Here is a 14432-nt window from a genome sequence, read left to right as displayed (position 1 = left end):
ATGCAGTCAATCAAGAAAGCGCTTAGGTGGCAATGGCTCCGTGTCGGCGGGGCGGCGATCGTATGTGCCTTAATCTTCACGCTCGGACCGCATATCTCGGTCGGAGGATTTGCGCCGCTTGACAGCCTTCGCAGCCAGATCGCGGCATCGATGCTGATTCCGGTCGGATACACCGTGATCTACTTGATCCAGTCCCAGCTTTACAAGGTTCAGGCCTATTTTGAAGACCTCGTCCAATCACGAGTGTCGGGAGCGCTGGACGCGGGTGGGGCCGAGCAGAAGAAGGGAGACCCAAGGCCTTCCGACCGAAGTGTGGGGCAAGCCAGCACGCTTGCTGAAAGAGAGCTGGAGGCGATTCGTCATCGTTTTCGCGAGACCCTTACCACACTCAAGGGGCGCCGCTACGCAGGAGGTATCAGCAGGCGGTGGCTCTATCAGCGGCCCTGGTATGTGATGATCGGTCCGCCCAACTCGGGGAAGACCACAGCAATAGTCAATTCCGGGCTCAGCTTTCCGATGGCGGCGAGGTCCGGTCTGAGAGCCGCCGGTGGGTTAGCGGGTACGGAAAACTGCGACTGGTGGATCACCGATGACGCGGTGTTCGTCGACACTGCTGGGCGCTACACGATACAGGAGGGTGATGCAGACCGGGACAAAGCGGTTTGGCGTGGCTTGCTTCATATGCTCAGACGCTCCCGGCCACGGCAGCCGCTGAACGGTGTCTTAGTCACGATCGCAATCAGCGAGCTGAATTCTACATCCGAGGAAGTGCTCGCCGATCGCGCGCGCTGTATCCGTGAGCGGCTCCTCGAAGTGTACAGGGAGCTTCGCCTGCAACTGCCGATTTATGTGCTTTTCACTAAGAGCGATCTGCTGGCGGGATTTGTTGAATTCTTCGACGATCTGGGTCGCGAGGGGCGGGAGGCGGTGTGGGGGTTCACCTATGCGCAAGAGGCGTCGGAGGACGAAGGCGATCCGATGGCGTTTGCCGCAGCATACGATGCGCTTGTTGGCCGCCTAAACGAAAGGCTGCTTGAACGAATGCAGCACGAAAGCAACCTCCAGCGTCGCGCGCTCATGTTCGGCTTCCCACAGCAGGTCGCTAGCCTCAAGCACCTGACGCAACAGTTCTTGAAGGAAGCCTTTGGCGGGAATTCGTTCCAGGAACCGCTTATGCTCCGCGGCGTCTACTTCTTAAGCGGCACGCAAATTGGCATGCCCTTCGATCGAGTTGCGAACGCCAGATCTCAGACCTTCGAGATCGCTCAGCCGCCCTGTACAGCGCTTCGTGGCCCGGGCCGTAATTATTTCATCAGCCGGCTGCTGCGCGAAGTCGTTTTCGCCGAAGCTGGGCTCGTCGATGCCAATCACCGCTTCGATCGGCGCCAGCGGCGGATCCGGTATGGCGCCTACACGATGATAGCGGCGGTCATTGTTACCGCCAGCGTCTTATGGACGTTCAGCTATATTCGGAATGTTCAGCTGATCGAGAGCGTTCGCCTAATGGCTGGCAGCTATGCTAGAGGGGCCGAAAAGCTGAAGCTCGACCGGGTTGAGAGTGGCGATCTTCGACCCATCCTGCCACTGCTTCAGCGGCTGCGTGATGCCAACGGCGACAGCGCGGGCGGCCGCCTATCAAGTTCGGGTCTCGACCAGAGTAAGAAAATCAAGGTTCAGACGCTCGCGGCGTACCGCCGCGCCGTGAACACCATCCTGCTGCCGCGGCTGATGTTCCGGTTGGAAACCTTATTGGTCGAGCGGCACGACGATGATCAGTTCGTCTACCAGGCGTTAAAGGTTTACCTGATGCTGGGTCAGCAGGGTCCGCTCCAGCGCGCGGTCGTCAAAAACTGGATGGCTGCCGACTGGCGAGTGATGTTTCCGGCCGAAGCCGATGCCGGCCTGCGCAGCGCGCTCGCTGATCACCTGGATGCACTCATGGAAGGGCCGCTGCCCCATAGTGAGCTTAATGGCGAACTGATCGAGAGGAGCCGCGCGAAGCTCCAGACCGTCTCGATGGCGCGCCGCGTCCTCGACATCATCGCGACCAGTCCCGAAGCCTCGCGGGCGCCAACCTGGCGTCTGGCCGACCATGCCGGGCCGCTGGCGCAGGGCGTCTTGGCTCGCAAATCGGGACAGCCGCTCAGCGAGGGGGTTCCTGGCATCTACACGAGGGCGGGGTTTTACGGAACCTTCCTGCGATTGCTGCCGCAAGTGGCTGACGCTGTCGCTGCAGAAGGCTGGGTTCTCGACTCACAGGTAGTCGCGCCGATTGCAGCCGGTGATGTGAGCCAGAAGCTGCGGCGTTCGGCGGCGGATCTCTACGCTCAGGAGTTCGCGTTGCACTGGGACCAGCTCATTGGCGATATGTCCATCCGCCCGTCTGGGGGTATCGATGACGCGCTGCGCACCTTGAACACGCTGTCCGCGCCGACGTCACCAATGCGCCTGTTCCTTTTCGCGGCGGCGCAGGAGCTAAAGCTCAAGCAACCACCGGCTCCCGAGGACGGCTTGACTAAAGGTGACAGTGTCCCCCAGGGCGAGGTGTTGCCAAGCGAGCTCGAGGCACTCTTCCGGTCTCAACCGGCCGCGGACACGCCTGAAGCTCACGTCCAGCTCTATATGGGCGATCATTTCCGGTGGCTGCACCAGCTGGTCGAAGTGCCGTCGAACAGCCAAGCGGGCGCGCAGGCGCCGATCGACAGTGCTCTCCGGGATCTCGGCGAACTGTATCGCTCCCTCAGCCAGGCGCAGGGGCTGGCGGGTTCGAACATCTTGGAACACAACGGGCAGGCGGGCGTCGCCATCCAACAGATCGAGGCGGGGGCGGCCGATCTGCCCGAACCCATCCGGCAATGGATCCTCGGCCTCAGCCGCCACAGCTCGGACCTAACCGTCAGCGGCATGAGGCGCGGGTTGGCGAGCGGTTGGGCGGGCGGCCCCGGCGATTTGTGCCGACGGGCTACCGAAGGACGGTATCCCTTCGCGAGCGGATCCCGCCGGGATATCCCTTTGAGCGATTTCGCCCGACTGTTCGGCCGCAAGGCGGAGATCGACACTTTCTTCGCCGAGAACCTTTCCCCATTCGTCGACAAATCCAAAGGTTCGTGGCAGTTTCGGCCAACGAGCGGTGTCGATTTCCCTATCGGCCGCAATACCTTGGCCCAGTTCCAACGGGCAGCCACGATCCGCGACACCATGTTCGATGATGCCGGCCAGGTGTCAGTTGGATTCCTGCTCACCGTCGCCGAGACCGATCCGTTGACAGACCAGGTGGTGGTAGACATCGACGGCCAGCGCCTCGAACATCGACGAGGAACGGCCGCCGCGGCCATGCATTTCCATTGGCCTACGGCCGGCGGCGTCGGCGGCGCTTCCGTCGCTTTCATCGGTTTTCAAGGCGCCACCCTCTCCAAGAGCGGCCATTGGGCGCTGTTTCGCCTCTTAAATGAGGCGGATAAGCAGCCATTGGGAGGAGGGGACCTTATTCAGGTACGACTGGTGTCCGGTCGCCATTGGGCGGTTTTTAACCTCCAGCCTGACAGCGTGATGAGCCCGTTGTCACGCAATCTGCTGTCAGAATTCCGATGTCCAGATTTCTTATGAACGCCGGGATAGCATCCGACTGGCGCTGGGAAAGCCCTATGGGGTCACGAGACGCCCACGCAGGTCTGCGGCGGGAGAGGTCGGCATGTCGGTTGCCGGCCGGATCGGAGGCGGTCACGGCTGCGACTGGCGGCGATCGTCGCTTGATCTCGGCGCGCCGCTTTCCCGCTCGACTCGACCGCTGGAGAGCGCGGTCACCTCCATCAGGCAGATCTTCGGGAAGTTGGGTGATCAGATCCTGTCCCACCCTATCAACCGACGTACACTGATCTAGAACAGGAAACTGGAGAGATATAATGGCCGGAATGAAGCACAATAGGACAAGAGCGAAGAAATTTCTGCAGTTGATCGACCAGACGAAGAACAGAGCGGATTTGGAGTTCTGCTTTGCGGTTGGCACGGTTGGCGATCTGCGGAAGCCTGCTGTCCTGGTGAGTAAGAAAAAGCTCAATGGATTGGCACAAACTTTGAAAAACATGCCTTTTGAAGATGATGAGGATAGTAGTAAGGAGAACTTTTCGCTTCTGCGGAGAGGCACGGGCAGGATGAACGAAAACGGCGTTATCCTCGTCAAGTTGGCTGATGGTGGAAAGGCCGGGTTCCCGCAGGTCCAAAAGGTGATGAAGAAGTATTTCGTGAACTTCCGCATGAGGTTGCCTGACATGCAGGAAGCAGGAATCTTAACTGAAGAAGACATTCAGCAGTTTGAGATGAACGCCGAGGAGAACTCCCAATTTCTTCCGCCCGACGACTCTGAAGAATTCAATCGGCCGATGACGGCGCTCGATAGCGCGGAAGGGAACTCTGCAGGGAGTGTTGAAGAAACTGAAGAGAGAAGCAAGCGTGAAGGCGGGGCTGAGCTCCTGGAGCAGCTTCTCCCGGAAGTGAAGGAGGGCATTGCCGCCGCGGCCGCGACCATTTCCAATCACGCAGTAAGTCTCAGCGCGCAAATTGGCGCGGGACAGACCGCAGAGTTGTCCCATCTGACCACGAAGATCGCGGATTGGCTGCAACGTGTGCTGGCTGCGACGCCTCCGGAAGAGCAGGAGGCAACGCTGCACAACTTCGCCGGCCGACTTCTGTTGATGCTGGCCTATCCTGAGAATCTGCGAAATCTTCAATATGTGGATGACATGCCCGATGGGGCGGGGCAGGGCGAGACAAACGGCGACCGCCGCGAAGAGGTCGTGGTGAATGGGATCGATCTGAACAGAGTTCCAACGGGCGCTCTCGATCAAGACGAGGTAGTAGAGTCCTTGTTCCGTCTGATCAAGGCAAAGGCTCAGGAGCGACAACTTTCTTATCCGCTAGAGAACGCGAATTCTGAGAGGATTGCGAAGATAGTGTCGTCGCAATGGCCGAAGGAACTAGGCGATGCAGCCCGTAGGCGCGCGGTTGTGGAGCGTCTGATCGCAGCGGTGGTCCCGCGGCCCGGTAACGATGATCAACTTCTGGTCCTTCTTGGCATCGCAGACCAGCCCGAACGGACCAAATCCATCGAGAACTCGGTCGAAAGTATCATAGCTATATGGCAGGCTCATCTCGACACTGCCTTGACGCTGCGGGATGAGGTAAAGAGCAAGATCAACCAGATGGTCGATGTGGAAGCCCGCGGCGGAACGTGGAGGTATGTCGACGACATCTTCCTGCAGTTCGGAGGAGAGCTTTCAGATCAGCTCTCCGCCATCACCGAACGCAACGGTGAGGCACTGTCGAGCGCGACCGAGCGTGTCCGAACCACAGTCCAGAAGAAGCTCGATTATCTCAACGGCAGCGACATTGTAGCCATGCTTGACAATCCTCCAATCGACATCGGTCCGGGCACTATAGGGCAGACGCTGCGGGAAGGGCTCGCGGCCATCACCGATGGACTGAAGCGCATCGAAACCTCGCGCGCCGCGCCCGCCGCGTAATAATCGCCTGTTCTCGATGCCGGCCGACCCACCGGAAGGCCGGGCGAGCAGGCCATCAACGGCCTCATCAGCGACGGAAGGAGTTCCGCCGCTCAGGTGGGTCAGCGAAGCGGTGAAGGAGCGGCGCACCAACAGAGGCTCTTCGGCTCTTCTTCATCGGCTGCCGCTTCAACGACCAGATGCTGCGCGCCTACGCCCGACAGATCATGACGCGATCCAACGCACCACGTTTTGCGGTGCTGGATGCGGCAGCGCCGACCAACAACCAACGCCGTTTCCTTGCAGCAAGCCCGATCACGCTTATCGACGTGCCGACTGGCGAAGCTGCGGCTAGGCTTATCGGCTGAAAACCAGAGTAGAGAAGGAGTGTTGCGGGTACGACGATACACGAGGATTTCGGAGGTCGGTCGTCGGCACCGACGTCGGAGGCGGATTTGCCGTAAACGTTGATCATCACGGCCGCTGTTTGAAAGTGCCGCTCGCCTTGCTATGAATCCACCCATCCCTTTTTTGCACGCATTCCATCCAAACAAACAATTTTACTGGTCAAAACAATTGCCCTTAGAAAAAACGCTGAAGAGCGCTGTGCAGAACGATTGTGTGGAGTTCTAAAAATGGGTCCTCAGGTTCGGTAGAGACTGTGCTGGAAAACGAGTTGGAGCACTCTGTCAGTTGCCTGGCCTCGATTGTTATCACGTTGGACGTGATCGGCCAAATCTTGGCCGTTGCTTCTGCCGTTTCAGTGCTAATGGGCTCTCACAAGAAGCACTGTTGCCTGGTCGACTAAATCTGTGAGTGCATCCCTCACAATGACTAGAAGCCAGAGCAGGCGCGCTCGCAGCCGCAAGGACATGATCTGCGTCTTTTGCAGGAACACCAAACCTCGTGATTTTCTTGCGGCTGTCGGGCCGAAATATGAAGGACTGAGTAATGTGGATAGGTTACGTGCAGTTCTGCTGCAAATGCTTCGGTCAGGGTTTCCGTGCGGCGTCGCAACTATAGCATCAAGAAGGTTGCGCAGCATCGATTGTCGGCAATGTCGCCGAGCCGGTCGCTATTAGTATCGGCTTCGCCTGTGAGCTCTATCTGACACGTCAAACACAAGCTTTGAACTTACGAAAGCCGGCGGTCGGGCCAGAGCGACCTACCTTTCGAAACGGACTGGAGAGCAACATGCTGTGTCTAGGGCTGAGTGGGCGTCTAAGCAGAGTCTACGAAAATTCGTTCGATCTACCGAACAGCTTTATGCACAATGGGGCTGCGGTTCGCGTTCGCGACGGCCGAATGATAGCGGCAGTCGAGGAGGAGCGCCTTAACCGGATCAAGCACTCCAACACGCTACCAATTCGTTCGATTCAATATTGCCTCGCATCTGCAGGTGTTCAGCTCAGCGACATCGACCGCATCGCGTATTATGCAACCGAGGCCTATTGCAACGCTGTGCTCGAGCGCGTGCGCCTCTCTCACCCAAGCACCCCAGTATCGGATGCGAGGCTGTTGCAACGGGCTCGGGGAGGTCGACACGGGCTCTATATTCCTGTGGGACACCCCGATGTTCCATGTGATCGCCATCGTCACACAGATCTGGCCGCCCATTGGACGCGTGATGGCACAATGCCATGGAGGTTGTCACCCGCGCTCCACCGCCGAGATGAACTCGAAAAACGTTGGACCCGGAATTGATTGTTGAGGAATGAACTTCATGAAACGCAATGTAGAAAAAGAGGTGACGGATCAACTCGCTTATAGGCGAAAGATGTTGCAAGATTGGAGAGGAGAGCGCCTCACTGGACACCAGATAAACCTAGCATCAATAGACCTCAACCTCCTGGTGGCGCTCGAGGCTCTGCTCGAATACCGGAACGTGACGCACGCGGGCCAGCACATCGGGCGGAGTCAACCGGCGATGAGCCGGGCACTGGGAAGGCTGCGCGGCTTGTTCAATGATGATCTCCTGGTGCGGTCTTCAACGGGTTTGATCCCAACGCCGCAAGGCGAACATTTGGCTCAAAGGCTGCCGTCGGCACTGCGTACGATCCGAGAGATGGTGACAAGCCGCAGCGTAATCTCAAAAGAATGGGGGAGGGGGGCAACGCTGGCGATCCCCGATCATCAAGCTTTGGCTGTACTACCGCGCCTCCTGCCGTGGTTACGCGAGCGTGCCCCTCATCTCGACACACTCGCCTGTTTGCCGTTTGATCGTGCCGTGCGGGGGCTTGAGCAAGGTGATATTGATTTGGCCGTTGGGCATATTGACGTGCAACTGCCTGGCTATTTTCGGCGCAGTCTCTATACAGACCGCTTCGCGTGTTTGTTGCGCCACGACCATCCCGCGCTGGCGCAGGAATGGACGATCGACAACTTCGCGACCTTGCGTCACGCTGCCATCAGTACGGACTCCCCCGACCATTTCGGCCCGATCTACGACCACTTGCCCAACTTGCGAGAGGATCGTAGTCCCATACTTTTTTCCAGCGTTCTCACGGCAGCGGTGGTGGCTTCGGGGACGGATTTGGTATTGCTCGTCCCGCGCCGCGTTGCGACCCAAGTTTCCGCGATGCTGCCGCTTAGGGTTGTTGATCCACCCCTCGAGCCGGCACCGTACAAGGTCATGCTCATCTGGCACGAGCGGTGCCATCACGACCCGCAGCATAAATGGCTGCGCAAGGAGGTCGCCGCAGCGTTGGAGACGGGAGCAGACTGACACAAGAAGCGGTGATCGGGATGCTCCCGAAGCATCAAAGAGAGCAAACGGGGATTTTGCGCGGGGAGATGACCAAGGGCTCAGCGCTGCTGCGCCCGAGAGTGCCAGGCATGTTGGACGAATATCGAGACTTGGATGCCTATGTGCTCGCGGGGTCTGCTTGTATCCGGGCTTCTGCTGAGCTGCGGCTCGGCCCTGCAGTGGCGCGGATATCTTCGCGCCGGCTCTCGGATCGACCATTTTGATGGTGATCGTCAAGTGATCAACATTTATGTCAGCAGGCTCGCCGACACGGTCTGGCACTGCCGGACCGTTGGTTGAAAGACACAGCTTGATATCGGGGACCTCTGTGGCTCCGCGTGCAAATGTCGCCTTTGTCTTCTTCCGGTCATAACAGGCATCGCTTGGTCCGGCGATAAAGAGCACGGAAAGCTGAGGGACTTCATTGGCGACCGCAACGACCTTTCGCAGCGCCTGGTCAGGCGTCGGCCGGCTTTCGTTGGCGCAGTATTTACGATTGCAGTAGTTGCACTGGATATTGCAAGCTGGTGCGGCTACGACGTGCATGCGCGCGAAATAGTAGTGCGCTTGTTCTAAATAGCAGGAAAGGTCCGTGATTTTCTCCCAGACAGCCGGCTCGACGTGGTGCGGCTTTGCGGACGAACCGCACAATGACGCGGCGCAAGCAGTGGACTTCGCTGTGGCCAGCAGTTGGTTCATAGTTGTCGTGCTGGTCAGGTTCTTGAGCGAAATCATTGGTGGGGGCATTAAAGGCTCCGTTGCTGCTTAACTTGGCGGTTCAAGAAGCAAGGGCCATGCCAATGAAAATTGCTTAGGTTTTCAATTGGTTAGCGTTTTTTGTCCGGTTCCTCCATTTGCGACCCGACATAGGGCTGTCAGGCATTCGACAATAGACCTACACCGGTAAAATGGTGGCTCGCCTCGAGTGCTTGAGTTGAGGAGGCAGGTCGGGCCGCTCGACCACACCAGGCTTAGAACTTTCTTTCACCCCGATTTGATGCCCGCGGATGGCATAACCAGCCGAACGTGGGGTGACGCCGAGAGGCGAGCCGCCTGGCCCCAGATTTCTCCCTCGCGTCGATCAGCCGCTCCCGCTCGGTCAGACGAGCCCGATTGGGAGCCAGGCAGGATCGTTCGGATCACAGGCTTTGGAGGAGACTTCGCCGAGACAGGCACCGGCAGCCCCGGCGGCCGCAAACGGGGATCCAGTCGACATTGGTCTCTTTCTGGCGAACTCGTCGATCGCATTGTCGCCGAATGGACCGTTACCTACCTTCCACACAAGCGCAGAGAGGCCCTGGCTGTTCTTGCAGACAAAATCCAACGCACCAATGGTCCTTGATTGCGCGGGAGTTGCTGTCCTACGCACGCTGTTTGAGTTCACAGACGTTCCCTGGGAAGTGGCATTGCGAGACCAAGTCAAGCGCCGACGGCGCGAATGTCCGTTCGCAGATGCATAGAACGCCATTTTCAACTCAAGACCAGACTTGCGACGGGCCATGGACCACGAAAATGGGTCGAATTGCATGATCGCGAACGATCCGCGACTGTCCTATCGGTATTGCCGCGGGATAGACGGGCGGACGAGGCGGGGCTGCGCAGCTCCTTCTGGCCTGATGCGCAGGACGTTCACGGAGCGTATCCGGGCTCCGCCGAGGGATTCATTGAGTTCACGCTTGGTGTCTTCAAGACCGAACCGCGTAACATCCACCAGATCACCAACGTTCTGATTGAGTTTATCAGCCCGACTGAAGCAGCTGTCGAGAGCTACTTCACTGCGCTCCAACGAGGGCCGGACTGCGGCCGGATCATACTTGCCAGGTTTCTCCTATGTGGTCGATATTGCGACCATTTTCAGAAAAGGGAAGGGGAGTGGAGAATTGCCGACCGCACAGTGGTCTATGATTGGCTCGAGGAGCAGACACAGCAGGCGGCGTCGCCAGAGATTGAGCGGTTCGGTTTCAGGCAGCCGATCGGAACATCGCATTCTAACGACCCGGTCTATACGCTCGGAAGCGGCAAAGAGCATGAAAGCCGAGGCGGAATAGCGGCGCGTTCAGCTGGTGCCGAACTCTTCTTTTCCGGGACGTGGTGCTAACTTGCTGTCATCTGGCTCCTTTAGCGTTAGATCGCATACGCCGGAGCAGGAGAAGCTAATCCATGAAGCAAGCAGACACCCGCCGTCATTACACGCGCTGCAGGCGGGATTGGCCGCGCTCTGGTCGATGCCTTTGCGACAAACGGCGACATTGTCGTTGCCGTGGATCTTCCTGGAAGCGGAACGGTGCGGTGCGGCGTTGCCGCGCGGCCCTGTGATCTTCAATGTGGCCTCGCTGGGCGGGTTGCTGGGCGATCCCAGACGCAACGGCTACGCTGCCTGGAAGGGGCCTGATCTTGATCACGAAAAGTTTGGCATGCGAGTTGGCGTCGCGTCGAGTGGGCCTGACGGCCATAAGAGCTCGGCTATGTGCGCACGCCGATGGTCGAGAACTGGAACGCGCCGACGAGACGGATCTCGCCGCTATTCGCCGACGCGTGCCGATGGGGCCCATGGGCGCGTCCCGATGATGTCGACCGGACCGTGCGGTTTCCGGTCAGCTCGCACGTTGATCATTCATCGACATCGTGTCGGACGGTCGCCTTGGGCTTGGCGACGGGTCCGGATACGAGCGATTCGAGTTCAAGCGCTTCGGTGTCGTTATTCATGAGGCGCCTGGGGAGTACCTGGGTGATCTTTTACGGGCTCAACCAGAAGGTTTTCGAACCCGACGGCCATTATCAGAAGATACCCCAAACGGCGATATCGTTGCGGACCACCCAGAAGCCAGCCCCGCCAATCTGCATCGCGGCAGGATCGGAGTGCAGCATGAGGCGGGCCGTCGCAGAGAGTCGCAGCAATTATTGCAGTCTCTAATCTTCGCCTGCGTCCTCCCGTAATACAAGGGCGTATCAACTCAGAGCTTGTGAAGCTTTTGAGATGGTGCGGTTTTGGCCGGTCTTGGCTGGCCGATGCAGTCGAGCGTCAGACGATTGCGCGCTGCGTTCGGATGGTCGCGTATGGGCGCTGGGTGATGGCCTTGGCTTAGCCGTTGGCGAGCCGATGGCCTTGCAAGATATTGTTGGTGAGTGCGTAGCAGAGCACGACGGCCTGGACCTTTTCGATGCCGCGCACCGTCAATTGTCGCAGATTCCAGTTGCGCCAGCGGGCATGGATGCATTCGCAGATCGAGCGGGGTTTGTACTGAGCCTTGCCGGTCTCGCTTGCCATGCGGGCTCGCCAGGCCGACACACCCGGACCGTCGCCGCGCCGCGGCAAGAAGGGATCGGTTCCGTGCTTGGACTGAGTGGGCGGACAAAAGACCTCAACCCCTTCGCCGTGCGCCCACTCGATATCTTCAGCGCTGCCAAAGCCGCCATCGGCGAGATAGCGCCGCGGCAGATGGCCGCTTAGCGCGCGCAACCGCTCCAGCATCGGCCGCATGAGGCCGTGATCGGAGCCGGCATTGGTCACCTCGAGCCCGACCACGAACTGCTCACCGGCCGTGCTCGCAACCTGCACATTATAACCCGGGCGGAAGCCGCCGTCGGCCATCTTCATCACCCGCGCCTGTGCATCCGTGCTGGAGGCGCGCGGCTCCTTCGGCTTTTTGCGATTGCCGCGCTTTTCTTCGCGCGCCTGGCGATGGCGCTCGATCTCGTCAAGAGCGACCTGGGCTGCTCTGAGCCGCTCGCCGCGCTCGCGCGCCGCCCGCTCCCTGGCCGCCTCGATGCGCCGAGTGCTGGCATCCGAACGCGCATCGACCTCGTGCTTGAGCTGATCCACAACCGCCTCGGCAATGGAAAGATGCCGATCAAGCGTCGCCTTGCGGCCGAACGAGGCGGCCCCCGCGCTTGCCCGGACCCGCACGCCATCCTGCGCCAGACAATCGAGAGTGACGAGGCCGGCATCGGCAAGCGCCGCCAGATGCTCGGCAAGCAGCCGGTCGAGCAGATCGGCGCAACCAACCCGAAAGTCCGAAAGCGTGTGGTAGTTCATCGAGACACCGCCGCACAGCCAGCGATAGACGTCGTGGCTCCCGCACTGCCGTTCCAGCGCCCGCGCGCTGCCGACGCCGTCGCTGCTGGCATAGAGCCACAGCGCCAGCAAAAGCCGTGGCGAAATCGGTGGATGGCCTGGCCGGTGCTCACGCGCTTTGATCCGATCTTCGAGCGTGCTCAGATCCAGCCCCTCGACATAGCTCCAAATGACCCGCACCGCGTGATCCTGGCCGATCAAGCTGTCGATATCGACGGCACGCAACTCGACCTGATCGCGCACCGGCTCACGCATGCGCGCCGCCCCGCGCCCCACCTGAGCACTTCGCCGCGCTCCATGCACCGGCAATCCTTCGAACAGGTCGTCGCCCACCATCATCCTCCAAGCAAATCAACGACCCAACAGAATCACAATCCAATCGCCTCCGCCACCAAACATTCACAGGCTCTCAGCCGGCGGCGCAAAAAGTCCTCACGATGAGGCAAGCTTTTAGCCGCGGTTCAAATTGAGGTGTTCGAAGTACCAAGACGGGTCATCATCGGATGAATCTGTCTCGACACTGGCGTCACTCGAATGCTCCTCGACACCTGCTTCATCGTCGCTAAGATACTCCACGGTTTTAGAGAGATAACTCCAAGGTTTGTCGGCGCGCTGCCATCCACCCTTGCTATTCTTTGTCCACTTGTCGGGATGTTGCGTAGGGTCGAGCACCCAGCGATTTTCACCCACATCAACGAAACCCATCTGCTCTAGACGGGTTCCCATCTCCGGCGTAGCGGGACGTGACATGATCAACGGCTGTTCGCCGTCGAGTTGAAGTTGATGTTCGAGCAGAATATCGCCTGCGTTCTCGACAAGCGGATGAGTAACGCGAAGGTCTACAATCGACGTGATTCTTTTTCGACCGGGAAATAGTTCCCGCCACGGCTCGTTTTCGATGCTAAATCCATCCTCTGTTCTTAAAAGCCCAACGCTTCGTTCTCCCAGATCATAGCTGAAATATCGCGCGCTGGGCGTATCATTGTCGGTGCCGCCGTAGAGTCGAGCGATGGTAGCCGTACGCAGGGCTTTAGAGGACACGAAGGGCGAGTACTCTTGTGGATTGACGGAAATGTGCTTGATTTCATCACCGTAAAATTCCCTTACTTTTCTGGCAAATGTCGATCTGTCGAGCACCTTAATTGGAGGTTCGGAAGAGAGCGAGTATGGTCGCGTTGGCGACGAAGGCGAAAGAGCATGGGGATCTGGCGTTGATCGGGACGGCATGCCCGTAAGCGTTTGTGCCCCGGTCATATTCTCGATCCACCCCGCCATGGCCCGGGTGCGATCATCTTCCTCGGAAATGTTGTAGCACAGCGATCGTTCTGAGTTATCCATGGCGGTCTCTCCTGAGAGTGAAAGGTGTGATGAAGCGCATTCTTTTCAGTCGCTTCACATGGGAACGGTGCGCTCACATGTCCGGCCTATAAAGCGGATACGTGACTGCTAGACTCGATGAAGCGGGCGGTGCGCGTTGCATGCGCCGCTCCTGATCCCTTTACCTCAGCCCAAGCCTCGAGGATCCGCGAAAGCGTGGCTCCCTTCGCCAGACCATCGTCGAATCGGCTGACAGTCCGTCGGAGGTGTCTGCGCCGCGGCAGGGCTAAGATTAGCTTGAATGTTAGAGGCGTCTCGGAAAATTTTACCGCCCCGCGGGCCTGTTCTGTTTTCACCGTTGTTGGTCTCCAATTGCAGATTACGCATATGCTAGTGCAACCGGACTGGTCGCCATCATGCAAAATCGATATTCTAAAATGCTTTGGAAAAGCGGAGCCACGTAGACCCCTTAGGTGGTGAAGGTTCTGAGGAGTAGGTGGGCATCAGTGTTTTTTCGATCGTGTCCATGGGAGTGGGGTAGCTGACGGCTGATTGCCGTGCTTTCCGAGGTCGGGTCGGAGGGGATATCAGCGTGCCACAGCGGGCAGGCTGATTTGGGGCTCATCTCATTTGGCCATGGTCTCAAGTGTCAGATACCTGGCACGCTGGACGGCCCATTCATCATTCTGTTCGAGCAGCAGTGCGCCGACGAGACGGACGATGGCTTCGTCGTTCGGAAAGATGCCGACGACCTCGGTGCGTCGCTTGATTTCGCCGTTGAGACGCTCAATTGGAT

At 58.9% G+C, this 14432-nt stretch carries 6 protein-coding genes and 4 pseudogenes; 6 read left to right on the top strand and 4 right to left on the bottom strand.

From position 1 onward, the window contains the following. From tssM to EFR00_RS27685, 5 genes and pseudogenes are all read left to right on the top strand, one after another. Positions 1 to 3606 (top strand): type VI secretion system membrane subunit TssM, encoded by a 3606-nt coding sequence (gene tssM / locus EFR00_RS27715; RefSeq protein WP_077991410.1) that lies wholly within the window; start codon positions 1 to 3, stop codon positions 3604 to 3606. 296 nt (positions 3607 to 3902) lie between these two features. Beyond that, a complete protein-coding gene (locus EFR00_RS27705) occupies positions 3903 to 5519 on the top strand; it encodes a hypothetical protein (RefSeq protein ID WP_064842681.1) in 1617 nt (538 codons plus the stop codon). Between the two features lie 100 nt (positions 5520 to 5619). Continuing rightward, positions 5620 to 5866, top strand: a pseudogene (locus EFR00_RS34095) (SIR2 family protein); the annotation flags it as partial. Positions 5867 to 6692: 826 nt separating this feature from the next. Next, positions 6693 to 7019: pseudogene (locus EFR00_RS27695) on the top strand (carbamoyltransferase N-terminal domain-containing protein); the annotation flags it as partial. Positions 7020 to 7212: 193 nt separating this feature from the next. Then, complete coding sequence (locus EFR00_RS27685; protein WP_040111826.1) at positions 7213 to 8223, top strand: LysR family transcriptional regulator; 1011 nt, start codon at positions 7213 to 7215, stop codon at positions 8221 to 8223. Between the two features lie 210 nt (positions 8224 to 8433). Here EFR00_RS27685 and EFR00_RS27680 read toward each other — a convergent pair. Continuing rightward, positions 8434 to 8991 (bottom strand): annotated as a pseudogene (locus EFR00_RS27680) (radical SAM protein); the annotation flags it as partial. Positions 8992 to 9766: 775 nt separating this feature from the next. Between EFR00_RS27680 and EFR00_RS27670 the strand changes: the two are divergent. Then, positions 9767 to 10342 (top strand): annotated as a pseudogene (locus tag EFR00_RS27670) (nuclear transport factor 2 family protein). A 984-nt stretch (positions 10343 to 11326) separates the two neighbouring features. Here the strand turns inward: EFR00_RS27670 and EFR00_RS27655 are convergent. From EFR00_RS27655 to EFR00_RS27645, 3 genes are all read right to left on the bottom strand, one after another. Further along, positions 11327 to 12658, bottom strand: a complete 1332-nt coding sequence (locus EFR00_RS27655) for an IS1182 family transposase (RefSeq protein WP_077991417.1) — start codon at positions 12656 to 12658, stop codon at positions 11327 to 11329. Between the two features lie 111 nt (positions 12659 to 12769). Beyond that, positions 12770 to 13657 (bottom strand): hypothetical protein, encoded by an 888-nt coding sequence (locus EFR00_RS27650; RefSeq protein WP_040111827.1) that lies wholly within the window; start codon positions 13655 to 13657, stop codon positions 12770 to 12772. A gap of 605 nt (positions 13658 to 14262) precedes the next feature. After that, positions 14263 to 14432, bottom strand: a 170-nt coding sequence (locus EFR00_RS27645; RefSeq protein WP_208655982.1) for a transposase, incomplete at its 5' end; no start/stop codon positions are given.

The sequence above is a fragment of the Rhizobium sophoriradicis genome, assembly GCF_003939025.1.
GTDB lineage: Bacteria > Pseudomonadota > Alphaproteobacteria > Rhizobiales > Rhizobiaceae > Rhizobium > Rhizobium sophoriradicis.
Note: the sequence above shows the minus strand (reverse complement) of the source record. Positions and strands in the feature narration are given on the sequence as shown.